Genomic DNA, 24,040 nt, shown 5'->3' on the forward strand with positions numbered 1-24,040 from the left:
CCGGGGTCGGGCTCGTCGTCGTGGCCGTTGGCATGGTGGCGACCGAGGTAGGCAGGATTCGGCGCGAGGCGCATCCTGAGGACCTTGTTTCCCGAGACGACTAGGTAGAGCCGACCAGCAGGCAGCAGTCCTGACACAGACCTCGTCGCGAGTGCTCATTCGAGCACCGCGATGGGGTCTGTTCTCTTTCATCGCGACGCTCTGACCGCCGACATCGCTGACGTTGGCGGCGGATGACGGTCTGGGCTGAGCGGGCGTGCGAACCAGGCAGTGTCGCCAGTCGGCGGTGACGGGCCTCGCGCACGTCGCCGTCGAGTCGGTCGGCTGCGTCGCGCAGCGCCCTAGAGTCCGCGGCGGGTGGCGCGTGCCGCGAAGTCATCCATCGCATCGAGGACATCCTTCGCCTGCCACAGCTGGTTGCGGCGATCCCTGGAGGTCTGAGTGAGGACACCGGCGTCGACGAGAGTGCCGATCGCGTTGAACGCGCCCTGTGGGGATGAACCGAGGAAGCGGGCGACGTGCCCGGAGTTGACGACGGGCTGGGCGAACAGGTGGTCGGCCAGGCGCCAGGCTCCCGAGTCGGAGCGGGCCCTGATGCGGGCACGCCAGTCGTCGTGGATGCGCGTGGTGTCGTTGGCGAGGCGGCGGCCGTTGGCGACGGCGCGCATTGCTGAGGTGGCGAAGGTGTCGACGATAGGGGAGATGTCGCCTTGCCGGTAGGCGGACAGTGACCGGAAGTAGCCGTCGACGTCGCCGAGCAGGCCGGAAGAGACGGGCACGGTGGTTGCCATCGCGTGACCGGTGTTCCTCAGCAGGGTGTGGACGATGGCGCGTCCGGTGCGGCCGTTGCCGTCGACGAAGGGGTGGATGGTCTCGAACTGGGCGTGGGTGATTGCGGCGAGCACGATCGCGTTGAGCTCGAGGCGGCGCGAAAAGGCGGTGAGGTCGTCGACGCAGTCGTTGATGCGTTCCCAGCGGGGCGGGATGAAGTCGGCGCCGTGCGGGGACAGGTTGGGCTTGCCGATCCAGACGGGCTCGCGGCGGAAGTGGCCGGCGATGTCGGGCTCGGAGCGTTCCATCAGCGTGTGGTGGATGTGCAGGATGTGCTCGCGGGTGAGGTCGCCGCTTCCAGTCATGGCTCTGGTCATGGCTGCGACGTTGTCGGCGACGAGGTCGGCGTTCTGGCCGGCGGTGATACCGAGTGCGGCGGTAGCGAGGTTGCGGGAGTTCGCGGTGAGGTGCTCGATCTGCGAACTCGATGCGGATTCGGTGCGCAGGAGCACCGCAGGCATGGGCACGGGTAGGGCGGCGGCTTCGCGGTCGAACATGAGGATCTGCGCGGCGGCATCGGCGGCCTGCTCGATGCTGGCGGGGGAGAGCTCCGCGAGCGGGTCAAGGTCAGCGATGGTTGCGGGGATCGCTGCTTGGTAGGGGCGCGCCTCGAGCCGGATGACCTGCTGGATCGGCGCTGCGCCGCGCAGCTCGTCGGACAGACGCCACTGCACGTCTTCGTAGTCGAGTGCGGGCCAGCCGCGGTTGGGTGCGGTCAGGTTGAGGTCGGCTTCGGCGCCGCTGGCGTTGTAGGCGTACTGGCCGCCGGCGGGGGTGCCTGCGGTGCGCCGTGGCCGCTCGCTCATATCGTTGACCTCTCCGGACTCTTGTTCAATGATAATCTCATAGCCTTGAATATGGAAGGGCGGCGATCAAGGTTGAAGTAGTGCCGTTGAGCAGCAGCGGAGTTCCGTCACGGCTGCGAGCGGTCAGAGGCGGCCCTCGAGCATCCGGTCAAGGTATGCGCCGCGCATGTCGGGTCTGCCGCGCCGATAGGTGAAAGACCTCACCTCACCGTTCACCACGCCCCGCTGCGGCAAGTGCCCCCAGAAGTGGGGGCAGCGGCGAGTTGCTGAGTCTCGATAGCGTCTTAGCAGGTACTTCGATGAAGCAGTCCACACAGGGAGGGGCTCATGAGCACTGTTGAACCGCGTCCGGGGAATGGATGGCGCCATGAGCGCAGCGCCGCCGGCATCAACGCGGCCGCCACGGTGGTACTCGCGGCGGTCGGTGCCGCATTTACTGCGGGCATCCTCACCTCTGCCGAGAGCTCGGCGCCGATAGTGATGATCGGAGCTGTCGCGGCGCTTCAGGCGCTTGCGTTCGCGTATGCCACGGACTTGTCGCTCAGGTACCGCATCCTGTCAGCGCTCGGACTGCTTGTCCTATTCGCATCGGCATTCGTCCCCGGGGTGATCCACGAGACACCGCTTACCGTTGGCGCTGCCTTGGCTTTGTCAGCTCTCGGCTCGATGCCGATATGGGCTATCGCGGTCTGGCGCGTGACTCTCACTCGCCGTGCCCTCGGGTGAGCGCGCTGTCAGTTGCAGCACTCGAACACAGACGTGACGCCTCTGCGGCGTCGCCATAAGGCACGCGGGAAACGCCTGCGTGCTCAGGTCTAGATGAGCCAAGGGGGCTTGGAAGGTGCATAGATCGACGCGGATGGCTGTTCACGGCGTGCTCGGAGCAGTATTGATTGACCGGAGCGTCTGAGCCTAGGTTCCCCCCGTATGTAGCAACACGTGCTCGTGCGTGCCAGTGCGGGTCCAGGCGCAGATACCCCAGCCACGCCAGAGTCCCGTTGTCGGTGCGGTGGCACAGCCAGCGGGTGCTGATACCCGCAGGTGGTGCACTCACTCGTGCCCGTTCGACCGAGCGATGGTGGCGTCCGCCGCGGTCAACCCGGCTCCGATGAACGCGATCATCGCACCGATGAACTGCGCCGTGACGGGTCCGTCCCAGCCGGCGGCGCGGGCGATCCCGTCACCGACAAGGATGCCGAGCGCGAGAACGCATAGGAGGATGCCGGCCAGTCGGCGGCGGGTGAGAGTCACACGCATCGGTCATCCTTGAGAAGGAGCGACACGCCGAGGCTCCTGCCCTCGGCCGCGACGTCGGTCGCGCCGGGACTACTTGCGACGGCGACGGCGGTCGCCCCTAACGTGGACATGGGCATCACGCGCCCCCCGGAATCGTGATCCGCGACTGGTGTCCGGGTCGCCGACACGGGCATGGCGGGGCCGGTGCGAGCATCGTCCCCGGCAAAGCAAAAGGCCCCCGGGATCCGGGGGCCTTGCTGGTGGCTCCGACGGGCGTCGATCCCGTGACCTCACGATTTTCAGTCGTGCGCTCTACCAACTGAGCTACAGAGCCTGGCGTAGAGACGTCTCCCTACTGTGAAACGTAAGGCCCCTTCGTTGAAGGGGCCCACGTGTCGCGACCCTGACGGGACTTGAACCCGCGACCTCCGCCGTGACAGGGCGGCGCGCTAACCAACTGCGCTACAGGGCCTTGAGACTCGCAAACGCGAGCAAGACGTATGAAGTTTAGACCATCTGGAACCCGACCTCGTACCCCCAACGGGATTCGAACCCGTGCTACCGCCGTGAAAGGGCGGCGTCCTAGGCCGCTAGACGATGAGGGCTCATCCACGCGTGGTGCATGTGCGTCGAAGACCTAGAGAAGAATAGTGTCTCCGCCGGGAAAACACCAATCGCCTCTCGCGCCTAGCATCGAGCCATGGTGGAGATGACCCGTGAGGACTTCGAGAAGGCCGTCGACGACGCCCTCGATTCGATCCCCGACGAGCTCTTGGAGATGGTCGACAACTGCGTGATCCTGGTGGAGGACGAGCCCGAGGGCGACGACCCCGACCTGCTGGGTCTCTACGACGGCGTCGCCCTCACCGACCGCGGCGACCTGTGGGGCGGCGACCTCCCCGACCGCATCTTCATCTACAGGAACCCGACGCTGCGGATGTGCGAGGACGCCGACCACGTGCGCGAGGAGGTCGCGGTCACCGTGGTGCACGAGATCGCACATCATTTCGGGATCGACGACGCGCGCCTGCACGAACTGGGCTGGAGTTAGCCTGGATCGAGCCGGATTGCCAGCAAGGGAGCGCACCATGGACCACGACACCTTCGAGTTCGGCCCCGTCCCGACGGGCTGGATGTGGGGGACCGCGACCGCGGCGCACCAGATCGAGGGTGGAAACGTCGGCAACGACTGGTGGGACTTCGAGCACACCCCGGGAAGCGGGACGCGCGAGTCGAGCGGCGACGCATGCGACTCGTGGAACCGCTGGCGCGAGGACCTCGCGCTCGTCCGGGCCGCCGGACTCGAGGCGTATCGCTTCAGCATCGAGTGGAGCCGCATCGAGCCCGCCGAGGGCGAGTTCTCGATCGCCGCTCTCGAGCACTACCGCGAGATGCTGCTCGCCGCGCACGCCATGGGTCTGCGCACCGCCGTGACGTTTCACCACTTCACGACCCCGCGCTGGCTCGCCGCGCAGGGCGGATGGGCCAACCCGATCGTGGTCGAGCGCTTCGCCCGCTTCGTGGACATCGCGGCGCAGCACCTGGGCGACCAGATCGACCTCGCGTGCACCATCAACGAGCCCAACGTCGTCACGCACGCGGGCTACGTGGGAGGGATCTTCCCGCCCGGGCGACCGGGAGACCTCGACGGCTTCCGGGCATCGTCCCTCCACATGCGCGCCGCCCACGAGGCCGCGCGTGAGGCGCTGCGCCGAGGGCCGGGCGACTTCCCGATCGGCCTCACGCTCGCGCTGCCCGACACCGTCCTGCACGAGGACGGCTCGCGCGAGAGCGCGGGTGTCCGCGTGAGCGACCTCGGGCCAGACGGGCCGCGCGGCGAGCTGGGCTGGCTCACGGCGGGCCAGTACCTCGAGACGGCACGCGACGACGACTTCATCGGCATCCAGACCTACTTCACCGAGCACGTCGATGCCGCGGGTGAGCTGCTGCCCGTGCCGCCGGGCGAGCGCGTCACCCAGATGGGCTGGCCGTTCACGCCCGAGGCGCTCGGCCGGTCCGTGCTGCTCGCGTCGCGCGTCGCGGGCGTGCCCGTAATCGTCACGGAGAACGGCGTCGCGACCGAGGACGATGCCGAGCGCATCGAGTACTACACGCGGTCGCTGCGGTCGCTGCGCGAGGCGATGGACGCGGGCGCGGACGTGCGCGGCTTCTTCGCGTGGAGCCTGCTCGACAACTTCGAGTGGGCGATGGGCTTCGAGCCCGCGTTCGGCCTGGTCGCGGTGGATCCGGTCAGCTTCGCGCGCAGCCCCAAGCCGTCCGCCGCGTGGCTGGGCAGGGTCGCGGCGGCCAGCAGGAGGAGCTAGGGGCGTCGCCTACCCCAGCTCGGTCCATCCCTGACGCGCGAGGTCGTGCACGAACTTGTTCAACACGCCCTCGGCCTCGGCATCCGACTCGCACACCTCGTAGCCCACGTGCGGCGGCGCGTCGGGGCGCGCGGTGTCCGTGGTCGTGATGACGATCGTCGCGCCATCGTCCTCGAGGCTGAAGGTGCGCACCTGGGTGCCGAGCGTGAAGGCGAAGGGTTCCATCCCACCAGGCTAGAGGCGCGCCGATGCCCGGGTCGCCCACGCGCGGCGGGCGGCCCGGGCATCGTCCCCCAGGGCTACAGGTCCTCGGGAACGGTCGCGATGTTGGGGGTGACCTCCTCGGCGCCGCGCAGGCGCGCGACCCAGCCCAGTCCGTGGAAGATCGCGAGGGCCGCGATCGAGCCCAGCGCGATGCCGTTGAAGACCATCGAGCCGGCGTGGGCGGTGAAGTCCGCGGTGCCGACGATCAGCGCGACGGCGGCGGTCACCAGGTTCACGGGACGCGTGAAGTCGACCTTGTTCTCGACCCAGATGCGCGCACCCAGGATCGCGATAAGGCCAAACAGCAGGACGGACAGTCCGCCCAGGATGCCGCCGGGAATCGCGGCGACCATCGCGCCGAACTTGGGCACGAGGCTCAGCACGAGCGCGACCCCCGCCGCGGCCCAGTACGCGAGCGTCGAGTAGACGCGGGTCGCGGCCATCACGCCGATGTTCTCCGCGTAGGTCGTGGTGCCCGATCCGCCGCCGAGGCCGGCGACGGTGGTCGCGAGTCCGTCGGCGAACAGCGCGCGGCCCGTCTCGGGGTCGAGGTTGCGGCCGGTCATCGCGGTGACGGACTTGAGGTGGCCGATGTTCTCCGCGATGAGGATGAGCACGACGGGGATGAACGCGACCAGCACCGAGCCGTCGAACGTGGGCGTGTGGAACTCGGGCAGTCCAAACCACGCGGCGTCGCCGATGAACTCGACGGGGGACTTACCGCCCAGCGAGTCGAGCGCCGTGGTCCACTCCCCGCGAATTGCCGCGAACACCGCGCCGACGAGCGCGCCCACGAGAACCGCGATGCGACCCAGGAAGCCCTTGAAGGCGACCATGGCGACCAGCACGCACGTGAGGGTCACGAGCGCGGTCCACGGGCTCGCCTCCCACTGGCCGCGCGCCGCGCCCGCCAGGTTGAGACCGATGAGCGCGACGATCGAGCCCGTGACCACGGGCGGCATCGCCTTCTCGATCCACGTGGCGCCCGCGAGGTGGACCACGACGCCCACGAGAGCGAGGAGCACGCCCGCGAGCAGCACGCCTCCCAGCCCGCGAGAAATGGTTGCGGCGTCGAGGGGGGCGTTGGCGCTGGTGACGCCCGCCGCCGCGAGCGGCGCGAGGAACGCGAACGAGGACCCGAGGTAGCTGGGCACGCGGTTGCGGGTGATGGTGAGGAACAGCGCGGTGCCGATCGCGCTGAAGAACATCGTGGTCGAGGCGGGCATCCCCGTGAGCGCGGGGACCAGCAGGGTCGCGCCCATCATGGCGAGCACGTGCTGCGCGCCGATGCCGATCGTGCGGGGGTACGTGAGGCGCTCGTCGGGGGCGACGGCCTCACCCTGCCGCACGGACCGCCCGTCTCCGTGAAGCTTCCAGGTGAACATGCTCATGCATCGCTCCTTCGCACGCGGGATTCGCCGGGTCGGCGTGCCGCGCGCATGCGCGGCTGGGCGCAATCTAGCGACGATGCGCGGGTGGCGCCAAGGGCCTCAGGTCCCGGGAGGGGCGGTGGACTCGCGCACGGTGACCGACCCGACCTCCGTCACGGTGTTCGCGGGCGCCCCGCTCGCGAGCGTGCAGGACGCCGCGCCGACCTCCGTCGACGCGCAGGACTTCGCCGCTCCCGGCGAGGTCACCGTGTCCGGCGCCGCGCAGACCGCATCGGGTGCGCTCGACGCGAGCCTGACGGTGCTCATCACCGAGTCGACGCTGGTTAACATCAACCCCGACTCGACCACGACGGCGTCCGCGACCTCCACCGAGTCCGGATACCCCGTGGACCGCACGCGCAACCGTGTGCAGAACGACAAGGGCTGGTCGAACTGGGTGGGCAGCAACAAGCCCCTCCAGGACACGCTCACGTACCAGTACGCGGGTATGCGCGACCTCGGAAGCGTGGCCGTCTCCTTCTACGCCGACGGCAACATGTCGAGCTGGGCGCAGACCACCGCGATCGAGTACCGCGACGCGGACGGCGCTTGGCAGACCGTGCCGGGGCTGGGCGCGATCACGCTCAGCAACTCGACAGCTGGCGGGGCTCCCGTCATCGGCGAGACGTTCGAGCCGGTGCGCGGCGACGCGCTGCGCGTGGTGCTCAACGCCTTCCCGAACACCCACATGGTGGACTCCGAGGTCGAGGTGGGCGCCCTGGCGCCCAGCCCTGCCGCCGAGGCCGGCCTGGCCACGCTCCGCGTGGATGGCGTCGAGGTCGACGGCTTCGACCGCGACGTCACCGAGTACGAGGCGACGAGCGTGGGCGCCCAGTACCCGACGGTGTCCGCGGTCGCGGTCGACCGCGAGGCGCGGGTCACCGTGACCCAGCCGAGCGGCGACAACGGCGGCGTCGCCACGGTCACCGTGCGGTCCGCGGATGGCTCCGTCACGGAGTCCTCGACCGTCGCGATCACGCGCCAGGTGGGCGTCGAGGCGGCACTGCCCGCGCGGGTGACCACCGGCACGGCCGTGACGGCCACCGTCGAGACGGATCCGGCCGATGCCGCCCTCGCCTTCGAGTGGCTGCTCGACGGCGACGTCGTGGGCAAGGACTCCACGTACGAGGCCCCTGCCTCGGCGGTGGGTGCCGAGCTCGCGGTGCGCGTCGCCGCCACCGCCGACGGCTTCACCGCGGGCTCGATTACGAGCGCGACGGCGACCGTCGAGCCTCCCGTGTCCTTCGTGGATGTGGAGGGTTCGGAGCATGCTGTGGCGATTGGGTGGCTTGCTGCGGAGGGGATCAGCACGGGTTGGTCGACGCCGGCAGGTCAGGAGTTCCGTCCGTTGGCGGACATCACGCGTGATGCGATGGCGGCGTTCTTGTACCGCTTCGACCAGCTCGACTAGCGACGTCCACCAGAGCGGAACCCCCGCGGCTCCGCCACACAAGCCACCCCGGCATCGGCCCTCAGCGGCCTCCGCGGGCGCGACTCGCCGACGACACGCCGGGACCTGTGTGGCGGAGCCGCCTCGACGGGCGGAGCCGCGAATCCGTGTGGCGGAGCCACCTCGATGGGCGGAGCCGCAGCGAGACAGAGCCGCAGCGCAGGGGCGCGGCTAGCCCTTGGGGTGTGCCGCCCAGGCGCTCTCGACCATCTGCGTCACGTCGTGGCGCATCGCCCAGCCCAGGTCTCGCGTGGCAAGGACGCCGTCGGCGACGATGATCGCCGGGTCGCCCGCGCGGCGCGGACCCTCGACGGGCGCCATGTCGGTGCCGGTCGCCGCCACGATCGCGTCGACGATCTCGCGCACCGAGGTCCCCGCGCCGGAGCCCAGGTTGTAGACGGGCTCGAGGGCATCGCCGGCGTCGAGGCGCTGCGCCGCGACCACATGCGCCGCCGCGAGATCGCTCACGTGCACGTAGTCGCGGATGCACGTGCCGTCCGGGGTCGGGTAGTCGGTGCCGTTGACCTGTGGGGCCTTGCCCGCCTGGATCGCGGAGAAGACCTTGGGGAAGAGGTTGTGCGGCGAGGCGTCGTAGATGTCCGCGTAACCCGAGCCCACCACGTTGAAGTAGCGCAGGCTCGTGGCGGCGAGCGGGGCGCCGGCCATCGTGGTCGCGCGCACCTGGTCCCGGATGAGCCATTCCCCGATCAGCTTGGACTCGCCGTACGGAGACTCGGGGCTGGTGGGCGTGGACTCGGTTACGACGTCCGTGGGCGGGGTGCCGTAGACGCCCGCCGAGGAGGAGAACACCAGGCGCGTCACGCCCGCGCGGTCCATGGCCTCAAGCAGGCAGCCGGTTCCCTCGACGTTCTGGCGGAACGTGTGAACGGGGTACTTCACGGACTCGCCCGCGTACTTGTAGCCCGCGCAGTGGATGACGCCCACGACGCCGTGCTCGGTGAGGGCGGCAGCGACGGCATCGGTGTCGAGGATCGACGCGTTGACGAACGGCACGCCCTCGGGGATGAACGCCTCGATGCCGCTCGAGAGGTCGTCGAGCACCACCGGCGCGATGCCGGCGTCGAGCAGAGAGCGGACCACGTGGGATCCGATATAGCCGGCTCCGCCGGTGACAAGCCAGGACATGTTCCTCCTTGAGTGGGGACGATGCGGGGTGGAGTGACGCGGGGCGTCAGAGATCGCGGTGGGCGCCAGCGGCGGGGTTGACCACGAAAATGATAGGAGCGGTGAAGCCGGAGTCCGCGAAGGCCGCCTCGATCGCGGCGCCGACCTCGTCCGCGCGCCCCACGTCGATGAGCGCGATCGCCGCGCCGCCGAATCCGCCGCCGGTCATGCGGGCGCCGATCGCTCCGTTGGCCAGCGCGGTCTCGACGGCCAGGTCGAGCTCGGGCACCGAGATCTCGAAGTCGTCGCGCATGGAGGCGTGCGACTGCACCAGCAGGTCACCGATTGCGCGCGGGCCGTCCGCCTGGACCACCTGCGCGGTGCGTGCGACGCGGGCGTTCTCCGTCACGACGTGCTTGACGCGGCGGAAGGTCTCGTCGTCGAGGACCTCGGCCGCGCGCGGCAGGTCGGACTCGGACAGGTCGCGCAGCGAGGGCACGCCCATCGCGGCGGCACCTTCCTCGCACGAGCGGCGGCGAGCGCCGTAGCCACCCGTCGCGTGCTCGTGGTGCACCCGGGTGTCGATCACGAGCAACTCGAGGTTCTCATCGGCGAAATGCAGTGCCACGGGCTCGGCGGTCTCGGCGCGCACGTCGATGAGGACGCCGTGGCCGGCCTCGCCCATGAGCGACGCGGTCTGGTCCATGTTGCCGGTCGGGGCGCCCACGGCACCGTTCTCCGCGAGCTGGCACACGCAGATGAGCTCGCGGCGGCTGAGGCCCAGGTCCCACAGGTCGTTGAGCGCGAGCGCCACGCCGCACTCGATCGCGGCGCTCGACGACAGCCCGGCGCCCAGCGGAACGTCGGAGGTGAGCATGATGTCGACGCCCACGCGGCCGTCGAGGCTCACGCCGCGCTCGCGCATCGCCCACACCACGCCGAACACGTACGCGCTCCAGCCGTCGAACTCGCTCGGGTCGAGCGCGTCGAGCGACGCCTGCGCGGGCTCGGGCATCGCGCCGGAGTGCACGGTGAGCAGGCGGTCCTCGCGCATGCCGACCGCGGCCCACGTGCGACGCTCGATCGCGAAGGGGAACACGAGGCCGTCGTTGTAGTCGGTGTGTTCGCCGATCAGGTTGACGCGGCCGGGGGCCGACCACACGCCGTCGGGGCGGCGTCCGTAGCGCTCCTCGAATGCGCGTGCGGTGGATTCGGGCGAGGGAATGTCGATCACGATGCCTCCACGGGCTGCTCGTCGTCTGCTCGAGCGATCGCGTCGCGGAGCGCGCTCACCTGATCTTCCTGCGGGATGTCTGCCACCCATGCTCCCATGGCGGCCTCCGAGCCTGCGAGGAACTTCATCTTGTCCTCCGCGCGTCGCGGGCTGGTGATCTGCAGCATGAGCCGAACGCCGGACGTGGTGTCGACCGGGGCCTGGTGCCACGCGGCGATGTAGGGCGTGGGCGTCGAGTACCTGGCATCGATGCCGCGCAGCAGGCGGAGGTAGATGCCCGACAGCTCCGCGCGCTCGGCCAGCGAGGTGTGTGCGAGGTCCGGCACGTCGCGGTGCGGCATCATCTGGATCTCGACGGGCCAACGCGCGGCGAACGGCACGTACGCCGTCCAGTGTTCCCCGGCGATGAGCACGCGCGGGCCGTTCGCCTCGCGGTCGAGCACGTCCGCCATGAGCGACGGCCCGTAGGTCCTGATCGAGTCGAGAAGGCGCTGCGTGCGCGGGGTGACGTAGGGATAGGCGTAGATCTGACCGTGAGGGTGGTGCAGCGTCACGCCGATCGCCTCGCCCCTGTTCTCGAACGGGAAGACCTGGCGCACCGCGGGCACGGCGGACAGTTCCGCAGTGCGGTGCGCCCACGCCTCGATCACGGTGCGCATGCGCGAACGGGTCTGGGTGGCGAGCGAGCCGTCATGCTCCGGGCTGAAGCACACCACCTCGCAGCGTCCCGCAGACTGCGCGGCGCGCTCGAGACCCACGCCCTCGAGGGAGGCGTCGAGCTCGCCCGCCGGGCCGAACGACGGCGACTTGTTCTCGAACACCGCGACGTCGTAACGGTCCGGGATCTCCGAGGGGTTGTCCGGAGTCTGCGGCGCGAGCGGGTCGAGGTGGGCGGGCGGCAGCATCACGCGGTTCTGGCGTGCGGCGGCCACCGTGATCCACTCGCCCGTGAGCGGGTCCTGGCGTAGCGCCGCGGTGGCGGGACGGGGAGCGAGGTCGCGCTGGTCCCGGCGGCGCTCGGGAGCAAGGGTCGTGTCGGCGTCGTCGAAGTAGAGCAGCTCGCGGCCGTCGGCGAGGCGGTCGCGCAGGACCCGGACCGCGGGGTCGCTGATCGGGCCGTGCGCAGGGCCGGAGCCGGGGGTCGGGGTGGGGGTGAGTGTCTCGGGGCTCATCGGCTCTCCGTCATGAGTCGGTGGGTGCATGTTACCGTCAACATGTTATCGTCAACATGGCGGGTTGAAGACCGGGACCTCGGGCCCGGCATCGCCTGATCCTGGTCCGACCACGCATCGTCGCCGCGCGCATCGTCGCCGCGCGCATCGTCGCCGCGCGCATCGTCGCCGTGCGCATCGTCTCCGCGCGCATCGTCTCCGCGCGCAAGTCACACATCTGAGGCCAGGTGAGTCGGATTCCCCGTTCAGCCGCGAGCCACGTGTCGCCAGATGTGTGACGTGCGGTTGGTCGGGTGGTCGGCCGGGTCGGGTGGCCGAGCGCCAGCGAGCCCCGAAGTGCACGCCGCGAGCCGGGTGCCGTGGGGTCGGATAGCCTGGCCGCCATGACCCACGACCGGAGGGTGGCGTGAGCAAGTCCGCGCGTAACCCGAGCATGCACGACGTTGCGGCGCGTGCCGGCGTCTCCCACCAGACGGTCTCGCGCGTCCTCAACGACTTCCCTGGAATCCGTCCCGAGACCCGCGAGCGCGTCCTCTCCGCGATCCAGGAGCTGGGCTATCGCCGCAACATGGCGGCGCGCGCGCTCGCGACGGGCCGCTCCGAGGTGATCGGCGTGATCATGCCCGAGGTGCCGCACTTTGGGCCGACGAGCACCCTGTACGCGATCGAGCACGCCGCCAAGCGCGCGGGCTTTAAGCCGCTCATCACCACCGCGTCGTGGGATGCGGAGTCGATGGGCGAGGCGCTCGACTTCCTCCTGGGGCGCTCGGTCGACGCCCTCGTCGTGATGGCGCAGCATCCCGCGGTGCTCGACGCGGTGGATTCGATCACCGATGTCCCCGTCCTCTTCGCGCTGACCGGCAACTCCCACGGAGCTCGGTCGATCGCGGTGGACCAGGTGCGCGGCACGCGGCTCGCGCTCGACCATCTCTACGAGCTGGGCCATCGTCGGTTCCAGCACGTCACCGGCATCGCGGGCCTCACCGAGGCGCAGCTGCGGCGCGACACGTTCCTCGAGTTCCTCGCGGAGCGCGGTCTCGAGCGCCTCCCCATTCTCGAGGGCGACTGGAGCGCCGATGCCGGCTATCGCGCCGGTCTCGCGATGGAGGAGGGCGTCACCGCGCTGTTCTGTGCGAATGACCCCATGGCGATCGGCGCGATCCACGCCCTCGAGGAGCGCGGGCTGAACGTGCCGGACGATGTCTCCGTGGTGGGCTTCGACGATGTCCCCGAAGCTGCCTACGCGCACCCGGGGCTCACCACGGTCCACCAGGACTTCACCGAGGTGGGCCTGCGCGCGGTCGCGCTGCTGGTTTCGGCGATCAACGGGCGCGATCCGGGGCAGGTCGACCCCGTCGAGCCGTGGCTCGTCGTGCGCGATTCGACCGGCGCCGCACCGGTGTAGGTCGTCTGTCTGTACGGTCCGCCACACGCCAGACTCTCAATGGGACGGTGGTGGTCGCTTTCCGCAGGCGCGTGCGCGCCATGGGACGCTCATGGTCGATCCCGTGTGGCGGAGCCGACGCCGCCGCGCGCGAACCGACCACCCCCACACGGGACCTGCGGCCCTCGCGCGACGGCCGGGGCGCGGTAGATTGGCGCTGTATGTTAACGTTAAAACCGTCGGCTCGGACGACGCGGCAAAGGGGCCTCGCATGGCCCCCGCGCGGCATCGTCTCGAGCCCGGCGCGGCGTCTGGGCCCCGACTCGTCGCCACAGAGTCCCGCAGTCCGAGGGGCGAATACGTAGGAAACAGCACGCTGCCGTACACAGCACGAAGCAAGGAGGCTCAACCGTGATCAGCTTCACTCCCGAGCAGGTCCAGGCGATCCGGCGCAGCCGGGAGAAGGTCGCTCGGCTGCACTCGGAACTCACCCGCTACAACCTGGTGGCCTGGACCGCGGGCAATGTCTCGGAGCGCGTGCCCGGCACGCAGCACTTTGTCATCAAGCCCTCGGGCGTCGACTACGACGACCTCACGCCGGACAACATGATCCTGTGCGACCTCGACGGCAACGTCATCCCCGGCTCGGCCGGCTCGGACCGCAGCCCGTCGTCCGACACCGCGGCGCACGCCTACGTCTACCGCGCGATGCCTCATGTGGGCGGCGTGGTCCACACGCACTCGACCTACGCGACCGCCTGGGCCGCGCGCCGCGAGCCCATCCCGTGTGTGATCACCGGCATGGCCGACGAGTTCGGCGGCGAGATCCCCGTGGGTCCGTTCGCGATCATCGGCGACGAGTCGATCGGCCGCGGAATCGTCCAGACCCTCGAGGGACACCGCTCGCGTGCCGTCCTCATGGCCAACCACGGCGTGTTCACGATCGGCAAGGACGCGCGCGACGCCGTCAAGGCCGCCGTCATGTGCGAGGACGTCGCCCGCACCGTGCACATCGCGCGCCAGGGTGGCGACTTGGTCCCCATCGAGCCGCACTACATCGACGCACTCTTCGACCGCTACCAAAACGTCTACGGACAGACGCCGCAAGGAGGCATGGCATGACCAGCATCGTCCCGAACCTCGCCGAGTACGAGGTCTGGTTCCTCACCGGAAGCCAGACGCTCTACGGCGACGAGGTCCTTCGCCAGGTCGCGGAGCAGTCCACCGAGGTGGTGGAGACGCTCCAGGCCTCCCGCGACATCCCCGTGACGGTGGTGTGGAAGCCCGTGGTGAAGAACCGCGACGAGATCCTCGCGACGATCATGGAGGCCAACGCGGCCCCCCAGGTGATCGGCGTCATCACGTGGATGCACACGTTCTCTCCCGCGAAGATGTGGATTGCGGGCCTCAACGCCCTGCAGAAGCCGCTGCTTCACCTCGCGACGCAGGCCAACCTCGAGCTCCCGTGGTCGACCATCGACTTCGACTTCATGAACCTCAACCAGGCTGCTCACGGCGACCGCGAGTACGCGTACATCGAGACTCGCCTGGGCGTGCCGCGCACCACCGTCGTCGGCCACGCCTCGACTCCCGCGGTCACCGAGAGGATCGGCGTGTGGTCGCGCGCCGCCGCCGGCCGCGCCGCCGCCAAGAACCTCAAGGTCGCGCGCTTCGGCGACAACATGCGCTTTGTCGCGGTGACCGAGGGCGACAAGACCGAGGCCGAGGTCAAGCTGGGTGCCCAGATCAACACGTGGGGCATCAACGAGCTCGTCGAGCGCGTCGACGCGGTCGCGGATGCGGACGTTGACGCCCTGACCGACGTCTACCTCGCCGAGTACGAGGTGGCGCCCGAGCTCCTCCCCGACGGCGAGCGTCACCAGTCGCTGCGCGACGCCGCCGCGATCGAGGTCGCGCTGCGCGCGTTCCTCGTCGAGGGTGGCTTCCAGGCGTTCACGGACTCGTTCGAGGACCTCGGCGGCCTCAAGCAGCTCCCCGGCCTCGCGGTCCAGCGCCTCATGGCGGACGGCTACGGCTTTGGCGCGGAGGGCGACTGGAAGACCGCGATCCTGGTGCACCTGTGCGCCGTGATGGGCGCGGGCCTGCCCGGCGGCTCCTCGCTCATGGAGGACTACACGTACCACCTGGTGCCCGGCCAGGAGCTGTCGCTCGGCGCGCACATGCTCGAGGTCAACCCCGCGCTGTCGTCGAAGAAGGCGCGGCTCGAGGTGCACCCGCTCGGCATTGGCGGCAAGCAGGACCCGGTGCGCCTGGTCTTCACGGCCGACGCCGGCCCCGCCGTCGTGGTCGCGCTGTCCGACATGCGCGATCGCTTCCGCCTGGTCGCGAACGTGGTCGACAACGTCGACCTCCCCGAGCCGATGCCCAAGCTCCCCGTGGGTCACGCTGTCTGGAAGCCGCGTCCCGACTTCCCGACCGCCGTGGGCGCGTGGCTGCAGACCGGCGGCGCGCACCACACCGCGATGTCCACCCAGATCGGGGTCGACGTGGTCAAGGACTTCGCGCGCATGGTGGGCATCGAGCTGCTGGTCATCGACCAGGACACCACGCTCGAGGGCTTCGAGAACCAGATCCGCTGGAACAACGCGTACTACGCGATGGGCGGTCGCTGACCGTTCCGTCCCAGGAGGCCCCGGCGTACGCGCCGGGGCCTCTTGGCGTCTCCGTGGGGAGGGGACGATGCCCGGGTGGGGGACGATGCCGGCGGTCGCCGGGCGCCCGGCGGGCCCAAGCATCGTTGCTGGTTGAGGCACTGTGAGCGCTCTCGTGACGCAATCGTGACCTCCTCGAGTTGGATTACGTTGCCTCTGCCAACAAAGTAGAGCGCGGGCCCGCGACCGTTCGAGCCGATTTCTCAAGGAGGAGAGATGCAACTCAAGAAGTTTCTTGCGGCGGGCGCCGGAGCGGCGCTTGCCCTGACGCTCGCGGCGTGCGGTGGGGGTGGCGCGGGCAGCGAGCCCGAGGCCTCCGGCACGGCCGGCGGTGGCGGTGGCGCCGCGGAGGAGGGCGGCACGATCGGCGTCGCGATGCCCACCCAGACCACCGAGCGGTGGATCGCGGACGGCAACTTCGTCAAGGAGGGTCTCGAGGAGGCGGGCTTCGAGGTCGACCTGCAGTACGCGGGTGACGACATCCCCACGCAGTCGCAGCAGATCGACAACATGATCACCAACGGCGTCTCCGTGCTGATCATTGCCGCGATCGACGGAACCGCGCTGTCGAGCCAGCTCGCCGCGGCCGCGGAGGCGGGGATCCCCGTCATCTCGTACGACCGCCTCATCCGTGACTCGGAGAACGTCGACTTCTACGTGACGTTCGACAACTACAAGGTGGGCGTCCAGCAGGCGACCTCGCTGCTGACCGGCCTGGGCATCCTCGACGAGTCGGGTGCGGAGACCGGCGAGACCGGCCCGTTCAACATCGAGATGTTCGCCGGATCGCTCGACGACAACAACGCTCACTTCTTCTGGCAGGGCGCGCAGGACACGCTCGCTCCGTACCTCGAGTCGGGCGTCCTTGTCGTGCCCTCTGGACAGATGGACATCGAGCAGGCGGCGACCCAGGGCTGGCTCCAGGAGACCGCACAGAAGCGCATGGAGGACCTCCTCACCGCCGGCTACGTGGGCACCGACAAGAAGGTGCAGGCGGTGCTTGCTCCGAACGACGGCCTCGCCCGTGGCGTGATCACCGCGCTGCAGAACAACGGCTACGCCGGCACGATCGCCGACGGCTTCCCGATCGTCACCGGCCAGGATGCCGAGATCGCGTCCGTCAAGCTGATCCGCGACGGCGTCCAGTACTCGACGGTCTTCAAGGACACCCGCAAGCTCGCGGCTCAGGCCATCACGGCGGCCGAGGCGTTCCTGGCGGGCGAGGAGCCCGAGGCCAACGACACCGAGACGTACGACAACGGCGTCAAGGTGGTCCCCTCGTACCTTCTCGAGTCCGACACCGTGCGTGCGGATGAGGTCCAGTCCGTGCTCATCGACTCCGGCTACTGGACCGAGGAGCAGGTCGAGGCGGGCGTCGCCTAAGCGCTCCAGGGGCCCGGTGCCGGCGGACTCGCCGGCGCCGGGCTCTTGTCATGAGGGGCCCAAACGCCAGCCCTCGCGCCGGCCCGCGGGCGGTGCCGCAATGGCCGCGAGCGAGGCTCGAAAGGGCACGATGCGGGGCCCGCTGGGACCGCGCACGGGGCTCCGCGGAGTGCTCGCGGGGTGCTCGCGGGGCCCTCGCGGGGATGCGACTTTGGTCCCGGCATCCCGTGCCGGAAACCTGGAACCGCTCCCAAGTTTGCAGAGAACAACCTGGCAAACGTATTTAATTCAAGGTGTTGGGTGCTTGTGACCACATCGTGACGCACGGCGTTCGACTTGTCATGTGAACGCAAACACACTGAGTACCGCACGGCCCGTGACGATGCGGGCCGGTATCTCGAGGAGGAGATATGAAGTTCAGGAAGATCCTGGCTGCGGGCGCCGGTGCGGCTCTCGCGTTCACCCTTGCGGCCTGCGCCGGCGGCGGCGCGGGCAGCGAGCCCGAGGCTTCGGGCACCGCAGGCGGCGGTGGCGGCGAGGTCGAGGCCGGCGGCACGATCGGTGTCGCGATGCCCACCCAGACCTCCGAGCGCTGGATCGCCGACGGCGACGCCGTCCAGTCGGGTCTTGAGGACGCCGGCTTCGAGGTTGACCTCCAGTTCGCCGGTGACGACATCCCCACCCAGTCGCAGCAGATCGACAACATGATCACCAACGGCGTCAAGGCGCTGATCATCGCGGCGATCGACGGCACGGCCCTCTCGCAGCAGCTCCAGGCCGCCGCGGATGCCGGCATCCCCGTCATCTCGTACGACCGCCTCATCCGTGACTCGGAGAACGTCGACTTCTACGTCACGTTCGACAACTACAACGTGGGCGTCCAGCAGGCGACCTCGCTCCTCGTGGGCCTGGGCGTTCTCAACGCCGACGGCACCGAGGGTGACGCTGCCGGTCCGTTCAACGTCGAGCTCTTCGCGGGCTCGCTCGATGACAACAACGCGCACTTCTTCTGGCAGGGCGCGATCGACACGCTCCAGCCCTACCTCGACTCCGGGGTGCTCGTGGTGCCGTCCGGTCAGGTCGACATCGAGCAGGCGGCGACGCAACGGTGGCAGCAGGAGACCGCGCAGAAGCGCATGGAGGACCTCCTCACCGCCAACTACGTGGGCACCGACAACGAGGTTCACGGCGTGCTGTCGCCCTACGACGGTCTGTCGCGAGGCATCATCACCGCGCTCCAGAACGACGGCTACTCCGGCACCGTCACCGACGGCTTCCCGGTCGTGACCGGTCAGGACGCTGAGATCGCCTCCGTCAAGCTGATCGCCGATGGCGTCCAGTTTGCGACGATCTTCAAGGACACCCGCAAGCTCGCCGAGCAGGCCGTGGTCGCTGCGACCGCGTACCTCAACGGCGAGGAGCCCGAGGCGAACGACACCGAGACCTACGACAACGGCGTGAAGGTTGTGCCGTCGTACCTGCTCGAGTCGGACATCGTCTACGCGGACAACATCCAGTCGCTGCTGATCGACTCCGGCTACTGGACTGAGGAGCAGGTCGCCTCCGGCGTCGCCTAATCCCCACGGTGGTGCCGGTCCCCTCGGGGGCCGGCACCACCGCCCCTCCCTCCGACCCCCTCTCACACCCTTGGAGGTGAGACATGACGAAGCACATCCTTGAGATGCGGAAGATCACGAAGGCCTTCCCCGGTGTCAAGGCGCTCTCCGACGTCGAACTCAGCGTGATCGATGGTGAAATCCACGGCATCTGCGGCGAGAACGGCGCAGGCAAGTCGACGCTGATGAAGGTTCTCTCCGGTGTCTACCCGTACGGCACGTACGAGGGCGACATCGTCTACGACGGCGAGATCCAGAAGTTCCACTCGATCCCAGACTCTGAGTCCAAGGGAATCGTCATCATCCACCAGGAGCTCGCGCTCATCCCCTACCTGTCGGTAGCGGAGAACATCTTCCTCGGCAATGAGCGCCGTGGGAAGAACGGGATGATCGACTGGAACCAGACCAACCACGAGGCCATGAAGCTGCTCAAGCAGGTGGGCCTCGACGAGAACCCCATCACCCCCGTGATGCAGCTGGGAGTGGGCAAGCAGCAGCTGGTCGAGATCGCGAAGGCGCTGTCCAAGGACGTGCGCCTGCTCATCCTCGACGAGCCCACCGCCGCGCTGAACGACGACGACTCCGAGCACCTGCTCAGCCTGCTGCGCACCCTCAAGTCGCGCGGTATCACGTCGATCATGATCTCCCACAAGCTCAACGAGATCGCGGAGGTGTGTGACCGCACCACGATCATTCGTGACGGCCACACGATCGAGACGCTCGACATCGCCGACGAGCCGGGGATCCAGGACCGCATCATCCGCGGCATGGTGGGCCGTGACCTCACGAGCCGCTACCCGTCGCGCGAGCACGTGGTCGGCGAGGAGGTGCTGCGCGTCGAGGACTGGACCGTATACCACCCCACCCAGCCCGGTCGCATCGTGGTCGACAAGGCATCCTTCAACGTCCGCAAGGGCGAGGTGGTCGGCATCGCCGGCGTCATGGGCGCGGGACGCACCGAGCTCGCGATGAGCCTCTTCGGCCGCGCGTACGGCCGCGACATCACCGGCAGCATCTACATGCACGGCGAAGAGATCCAGGTCCGCGACGTGTCCGAGGCGATCCGCCACGGCCTCGCCTACGCGACCGAGGACCGCAAGCGCTACGGCCTCAACCTCATCGATGACGTGCGCCGCAACATCTCCGCCGCCGCCCTGTTCAAGCTCTCGAAGCGCGGATGGGTCGACCAGAACAAGGAGATCAAGGTCGCGGAGGAGTACCGCGGCTCGATGAACATCAAGACACCCACCGTCATGCAGACGGTCGGCAACCTGTCCGGCGGCAACCAGCAGAAGGTGGTGCTGTCGAAGTGGATCTACTCGGACGCCGAGGTCCTGATCCTGGACGAGCCGACCCGTGGCATCGACGTGGGTGCCAAGTATGAGATCTACACGATCATCAACCGCCTGGTCGCGGCGGGCAAGGCAGTCATCATCATCTCGTCCGAGCTGCCCGAGCTGCTCGGCACGTGCGACCGCATTTACACCCTGGCGTTTGGCGTCGTGACCGGCGAGGTGCCTGTCAAGGACGCGACCCAGGAGAAGCTCATGACCCTGATGACTCAGGAAAAGACCAAGGACAGGGAGGTCCGGGCATGACCGGCACCGCTAATCTTCGGGAGCTGCTGACCCGGAACATGCGGACCAGCGGCATCTACATCGCGTTCGTCGCGATCGTGGCGCTGTTCGCATTTCTCACCGGAGGCACGCTGCTCAGCCCGGGCAACGTGACCAACATCGTCCTGCAGTACTCCTACATCCTCATTCTTGCCATCGGCATGGTGATGGTGATCATCGCGGGCCACATCGACCTGTCGGTCGGTTCCGTGGTCGCCGTGACGGGCGCCATCTCCGCGGTGCTGGTGATCAAGAACGGCATGCCGTGGTGGGTGGGCATCCTCGCCGCACTCGGCGCGGGCGTGCTGATCGGCGCGTGGCAGGGATTCTGGGTCGCCTTCGTGGGCATCCCGGCGTTCATCACCACGCTCGCGGGCATGCTTCTGTTCCGCGGCCTCACGCTGCTGGTCCTCAACAACATCTCGCTGTCGCCGTTCCCCGCGGAGTATCAGAAGATCGCGGGCGGCTTCCAGAACGGGTTGTTTGGCGGGCCGGGCTACGACGTCTTCACACTCGTCGTGTTCGCGGTCGCGGTGGCCGGCTACGCATTCGCCGCCTACCGCACCCGCCGTGCGCGCATCGCGTACGAGCAGCCCGTCGAGGCGATGCCGCTGTTCATCCTCAAGCTGGTCGCGGTCGCCGCGGTGGTCATGTGGTTCGCGTGGCAGCTCGCCAACGCTCGCGGCCTCCCGAACGTGCTCATCATCCTCGCGGTGCTCGTGATGGCCTACACGCTGGTCACGACCCGCACGGTGTTCGGCCGCCACGTGTACGCGATCGGTGGCAACCTCGCCGCCGCGATGCTCTCGGGTGTCAAGGTGCGCTGGGTGAACTTCGGCGTCATGCTCAACATGGGCATCCTCGCCTCGGTCGCCGGTGTGGTGTACTCGTCCCGCTCGAACGGCGCGCAGCCCGCGGCCGGAAACATGTTCGAGCTCGACGCGATCGCGGCGTGCTTCATCGGTGGCGCCGCCGTCACCGGTGGTGTGGGCCGCGTGACCGGCGCGATCGTCGGTGGTCTCATCATGGCGATCATGTCGAACGGCATGCAGCTCATGGGTGTCGACCAGTCGGTGCAGGCCGTGGTCAAGGGCCTCGTGCTGCTGCTGGCCGTCGCGTTCGACGTCTACAACAAGCGCCGCGCCGGCGCCCGCTAACGCAGTCACGGCGTGCGAGGGGCCCCGGGAGACCGGGGCCCCTCGTCGCATCCCCGGCCCCGCATCGTCCGCCCACCATCAGGGACGATGCCGTGGGTCGCGGCGAAAGGTGCGCCTGAGAGCGGTCCTAGTCCATACTCGTTCCAGAACCGTCGAGGAGATGACACCGGTGAACAACGTGCGAGGACGCCGTCCCACGATCGATGACGTGGCGCGAGAGGCCGGCGTCTCCCGCGGCACCGTGTCGCGAGTGCTCAACGGGGGCCACTGGGTCTCCGAGGGCTCACGCGAGCAGGTCGAGAAGGCCATCAAGGCCACCGGCTATCGGATCAACCCCCACGCGCGCTCTCTCGCGACGAGCCGCACGGGCTCGGTGGGCTTCCTGCTGAGCGAGTCCTACGAGCGCTTCTTCTCCGACCCGAACTTCCTGCTCATCCTGCGGTCCTCGGCGGATGCGCTCGCGGCGCACGGCATGACGCTCATCCTCATCATGGCCGACACCCTCGAGGAGCGTCGCCGCGCGACCGAGTACCTCACGGGCGGCCACGTCGACGGTGCGCTCGTGGTGTCCTCGCACCGCGACAGCCAGGAGTTCCTGGGCACGCTGCTCGAGTCGCGGCTGCCGGTGGTCTCGGCGGGCATCCCGCTGGGATTCGAGGACAAGGTGGGCTACGCGACGGCCGATGACGAGGGCGGCGCGCGCGCGATGGTCGAGTATCTGTTGCGGCGGGGCTGCCAGCGGATCGTGCACATCGCCGGACCTCAGGACACGTCGGGAGGCACGGGCCGGCTTCGCGCGTTTCGCGCGGTGCTGGGCGACCGCTTCGACGAGTCGCTGGTCGCCTACGGCGACTACGGGCGGCCGTCGGGAGAGGCCGCGATGCGCGAGCTGCTGTCGCGCGAGGTGCCGTTCGACGCGGTGTTCTGCGCGAACGACCTCATGGCGGCTGGGGCCATGGACGTGCTCGAGCGCGCGGGCATCCGGGTGCCCGAGGACGTCGCCGTCGCGGGATTCGACGATGCCCCGGTTGCCGTCGAGACCACGCCGCAGCTCACGACGGTGCGCCAGCCCTTCGACAGGGTGAGCGAAGAGATGGTGCGCCTCCTCGTGGACGAGATCAACGGCCGCATGGCCGGTCGCGTCACGCTGCCCACCGAGATCGTGGTGCGCGGCACCGCGTAGGTCTAGGGGCGCGGCGCGCTCGTCGACCGCCGCACCACGAGTTCACACGGGATCAGCTCGGCAGGCTCGGCCGGCTCCGCACCGGTCCCGCCGCGGGGTCCCCGTCCGGTCTCGATGCGAGCGAGCACCTCCTCGACCAGGCGCGCGCCCACGCGCGCGAAGGGCTGGCGCACCGTCGTGAGCGGGGGAGACAGGAACGCGGCGAGCGGCACGTCGTCGAAGCCGACCACCGAGAGATCCTCGGGGATGCGGCGTCCGCGCTCGTGACACGCGAGCATGAGGCCGGTCGCCATCTCGTCATTCGCGCAGAACACCGCCGTGATGTCCGGCCGGTCCGCGATCGCGATCCCCGCCGCATGGCCGGACTCGGCGGTCCAGTCACCCTGGACGGGCTCCGGCGCCGCGATTCCGTGCTCCGCGAGCACCTCGCGCCACGCGGTCAGGCGGGCGCGTGCCGGGATCGAGTCGGCCGGCCCCGCGACGTGATGCACGGTGCGGTGGCCCAGGCTCAGCAGGTGCTCGACCGCGAGCCGGGCGCCTCCCGCGTGATCCGAGCCGATCATCGGCAGGCGGCCGCCGAACGTCGCGTCCTGCACCACCGCCGGCAACCCCGTGGGGAGGAGCAGCCGGTCCGCGTCCTCGATCTCCGCGCGAATGATGATGAGGCCGTCGATCGCCTGGTGCGACAGCCGCGAGGCCGCCTCGGCCACGTCGGCGTGCTCGGTCGAGTCGAGGTCGAGCAGCGTGACCGTGTGGCCGGCCTCGCGCGCGGCACGCGCGACGGCCTCGACGGTGCGCGACTCTCCCGTGCGCGCGAGGCGATGGGCGATCACGCCGATGGTCTCGAAGCTGCCGCTACGCAGCGCGCGCGCCGCGGTGTTGGGCGAGTAGCCCAGCGACTCCATCGCGTCGAGCACTCTCCTGCGCGTCTCGGGGCTGACATTGAGGGACCCGTTCGCGACGCGGGACACGGTCTGTCCCGACACGCCCGCGAGGCGGGCGACGTCGATCATCGAGGCCCGTGGGGTTGATGGTCGTGGCGTCGACGAGCGCGCGGCGGGCGAGCGCGGGGGGGGGGGGGCGCGCCCCGGGGGGGGCGCGCCCGCCCCCACCCGCTATAATAACCACACCCCGACAGAAAACAAAAAAAAAAAAAA

At 69.2% G+C, this 24,040-nt stretch carries 20 protein-coding genes and 3 tRNA genes; 12 read left to right on the forward strand and 11 right to left on the reverse strand.

Annotated features, from left to right (window positions below; all coding sequences use genetic code 11):
* Window positions 1-341: 341 nt before the first annotated feature.
* Window positions 342-1,637 carry a Fic family protein gene (locus ABEA62_RS11955; protein WP_286214257.1) on the reverse strand — a complete coding sequence of 432 codons (1,296 nt, stop codon included), beginning with the start codon at window positions 1,635-1,637 and terminating at the stop codon, window positions 342-344.
* Window positions 1,638-1,964: 327 nt separating this feature from the next.
* Here ABEA62_RS11955 and ABEA62_RS11960 point away from each other — a divergent pair, with 327 nt between their 5' ends.
* Entirely contained in the window at window positions 1,965-2,363 is a 399-nt protein-coding gene (locus ABEA62_RS11960; RefSeq protein ID WP_286214256.1) for a hypothetical protein, read from the forward strand.
* A gap of 324 nt (window positions 2,364-2,687) precedes the next feature.
* Here ABEA62_RS11960 and ABEA62_RS11965 read toward each other — a convergent pair whose 3' ends face one another.
* The 4 genes from ABEA62_RS11965 to ABEA62_RS11980 form a co-directional block, all read right to left on the reverse strand.
* Window positions 2,688-2,894, reverse strand: a complete 207-nt coding sequence (locus tag ABEA62_RS11965) for a hypothetical protein (protein ID WP_286214255.1) — start codon at window positions 2,892-2,894, stop codon at window positions 2,688-2,690.
* A gap of 237 nt (window positions 2,895-3,131) precedes the next feature.
* A tRNA-Phe gene (locus ABEA62_RS11970) sits at window positions 3,132-3,207 on the reverse strand.
* A gap of 64 nt (window positions 3,208-3,271) precedes the next feature.
* A tRNA-Asp gene (locus tag ABEA62_RS11975) sits at window positions 3,272-3,345 on the reverse strand.
* A gap of 60 nt (window positions 3,346-3,405) precedes the next feature.
* Window positions 3,406-3,478, reverse strand: a tRNA-Glu gene (locus ABEA62_RS11980).
* 95 nt (window positions 3,479-3,573) lie between these two features.
* Here ABEA62_RS11980 and ABEA62_RS11985 point away from each other — a divergent pair.
* Together ABEA62_RS11985 and ABEA62_RS11990 are read left to right on the forward strand one after the other, a co-directional pair.
* Window positions 3,574-3,924, forward strand: coding sequence for a metallopeptidase family protein (locus ABEA62_RS11985; protein ID WP_286214254.1), 351 nt, complete (start codon window positions 3,574-3,576; stop codon window positions 3,922-3,924).
* 37 nt (window positions 3,925-3,961) lie between these two features.
* Window positions 3,962-5,197 (forward strand): glycoside hydrolase family 1 protein, encoded by a 1,236-nt coding sequence (locus ABEA62_RS11990; RefSeq protein ID WP_345380306.1) that lies wholly within the window; start codon window positions 3,962-3,964, stop codon window positions 5,195-5,197.
* A gap of 9 nt (window positions 5,198-5,206) precedes the next feature.
* Here ABEA62_RS11990 and ABEA62_RS11995 read toward each other — a convergent pair whose 3' ends face one another.
* Entirely contained in the window at window positions 5,207-5,422 is a 216-nt protein-coding gene (locus tag ABEA62_RS11995) for a hypothetical protein (RefSeq protein ID WP_286214252.1), read from the reverse strand.
* A gap of 74 nt (window positions 5,423-5,496) precedes the next feature.
* Window positions 5,497-6,852, reverse strand: coding sequence for a uracil-xanthine permease family protein (locus ABEA62_RS12000; protein ID WP_345380308.1), 1,356 nt, complete (start codon window positions 6,850-6,852; stop codon window positions 5,497-5,499).
* A 133-nt stretch (window positions 6,853-6,985) separates the two neighbouring features.
* Here ABEA62_RS12000 and ABEA62_RS12005 point away from each other — a divergent pair, with 133 nt between their 5' ends.
* Window positions 6,986-8,302: a hypothetical protein gene (locus ABEA62_RS12005; protein WP_345380310.1), complete on the forward strand. Its 1,317-nt coding sequence runs from the start codon at window positions 6,986-6,988 to the stop codon at window positions 8,300-8,302.
* A gap of 210 nt (window positions 8,303-8,512) precedes the next feature.
* On the opposite strand, the gene galE is transcribed toward ABEA62_RS12005, so the two are convergent.
* Genes galE through galT form a run of 3 tightly spaced genes read right to left on the reverse strand, consistent with a single transcriptional unit; the run spans window position 8,513 to window position 11,872 of the window.
* Window positions 8,513-9,487 carry a UDP-glucose 4-epimerase GalE gene (gene galE / locus ABEA62_RS12010; RefSeq protein ID WP_286214250.1) on the reverse strand — a complete coding sequence of 325 codons (975 nt, stop codon included), beginning with the start codon at window positions 9,485-9,487 and terminating at the stop codon, window positions 8,513-8,515.
* A gap of 46 nt (window positions 9,488-9,533) precedes the next feature.
* Window positions 9,534-10,700 carry a galactokinase gene (gene galK, locus ABEA62_RS12015; protein ID WP_425558042.1) on the reverse strand — a complete coding sequence of 389 codons (1,167 nt, stop codon included), beginning with the start codon at window positions 10,698-10,700 and terminating at the stop codon, window positions 9,534-9,536.
* The gene (galT, locus tag ABEA62_RS12020) at window positions 10,697-11,872 is read right to left on the reverse strand and encodes a galactose-1-phosphate uridylyltransferase (RefSeq protein ID WP_286214249.1); all 1,176 of its coding nucleotides are present in this window, start codon (window positions 11,870-11,872) and stop codon (window positions 10,697-10,699) included. The genes galK and galT overlap by 4 nt, the downstream gene beginning before the upstream one ends.
* A 406-nt stretch (window positions 11,873-12,278) precedes the next feature.
* Between galT and ABEA62_RS12025 the strand changes: the two genes are divergently transcribed.
* From ABEA62_RS12025 to ABEA62_RS12060, 8 genes are all read left to right on the forward strand, one after another.
* The gene (locus tag ABEA62_RS12025) at window positions 12,279-13,277 is read left to right on the forward strand and encodes a LacI family DNA-binding transcriptional regulator (RefSeq protein ID WP_286214248.1); all 999 of its coding nucleotides are present in this window, start codon (window positions 12,279-12,281) and stop codon (window positions 13,275-13,277) included.
* Window positions 13,278-13,667: 390 nt separating this feature from the next.
* The gene (locus tag ABEA62_RS12030; RefSeq protein ID WP_286214247.1) at window positions 13,668-14,378 is read left to right on the forward strand and encodes an L-ribulose-5-phosphate 4-epimerase; all 711 of its coding nucleotides are present in this window, start codon (window positions 13,668-13,670) and stop codon (window positions 14,376-14,378) included.
* Window positions 14,375-15,889: an L-arabinose isomerase gene (araA, locus tag ABEA62_RS12035; RefSeq protein WP_345380314.1), complete on the forward strand. Its 1,515-nt coding sequence runs from the start codon at window positions 14,375-14,377 to the stop codon at window positions 15,887-15,889. Before ABEA62_RS12030 ends, araA begins: the two co-directional genes overlap by 4 nt.
* Before the next feature lie 255 nt (window positions 15,890-16,144).
* Window positions 16,145-17,311 (forward strand): multiple monosaccharide ABC transporter substrate-binding protein, encoded by a 1,167-nt coding sequence (gene chvE, locus ABEA62_RS12040; RefSeq protein WP_286214246.1) that lies wholly within the window; start codon window positions 16,145-16,147, stop codon window positions 17,309-17,311.
* Window positions 17,312-17,721: 410 nt separating this feature from the next.
* Window positions 17,722-18,888 (forward strand): multiple monosaccharide ABC transporter substrate-binding protein, encoded by a 1,167-nt coding sequence (chvE, locus tag ABEA62_RS12045; protein WP_286214245.1) that lies wholly within the window; start codon window positions 17,722-17,724, stop codon window positions 18,886-18,888.
* 83 nt (window positions 18,889-18,971) lie between these two features.
* Window positions 18,972-20,525, forward strand: a complete 1,554-nt coding sequence (gene mmsA, locus ABEA62_RS12050; protein ID WP_286214244.1) for a multiple monosaccharide ABC transporter ATP-binding protein — start codon at window positions 18,972-18,974, stop codon at window positions 20,523-20,525.
* A complete protein-coding gene (mmsB, locus tag ABEA62_RS12055; protein ID WP_286214243.1) occupies window positions 20,522-21,700 on the forward strand; it encodes a multiple monosaccharide ABC transporter permease in 1,179 nt (392 codons plus the stop codon). Before mmsA ends, mmsB begins: the two co-directional genes overlap by 4 nt.
* Before the next feature lie 160 nt (window positions 21,701-21,860).
* Window positions 21,861-22,883, forward strand: coding sequence for a LacI family DNA-binding transcriptional regulator (locus tag ABEA62_RS12060; RefSeq protein ID WP_345380320.1), 1,023 nt, complete (start codon window positions 21,861-21,863; stop codon window positions 22,881-22,883).
* 2 nt (window positions 22,884-22,885) lie between these two features.
* Here the strand turns inward: ABEA62_RS12060 and ABEA62_RS12065 are convergent, their stop codons facing one another.
* Window positions 22,886-23,896, reverse strand: coding sequence for a LacI family DNA-binding transcriptional regulator (locus ABEA62_RS12065; protein ID WP_286214241.1), 1,011 nt, complete (start codon window positions 23,894-23,896; stop codon window positions 22,886-22,888).
* Window positions 23,897-24,040: the final 144 nt, after the last annotated feature.

The organism is Demequina sediminis, from assembly GCF_039545075.1.
In the GTDB taxonomy this organism is placed as follows: Bacteria; Actinomycetota; Actinomycetes; order Actinomycetales; family Demequinaceae; genus Demequina; species Demequina sediminis.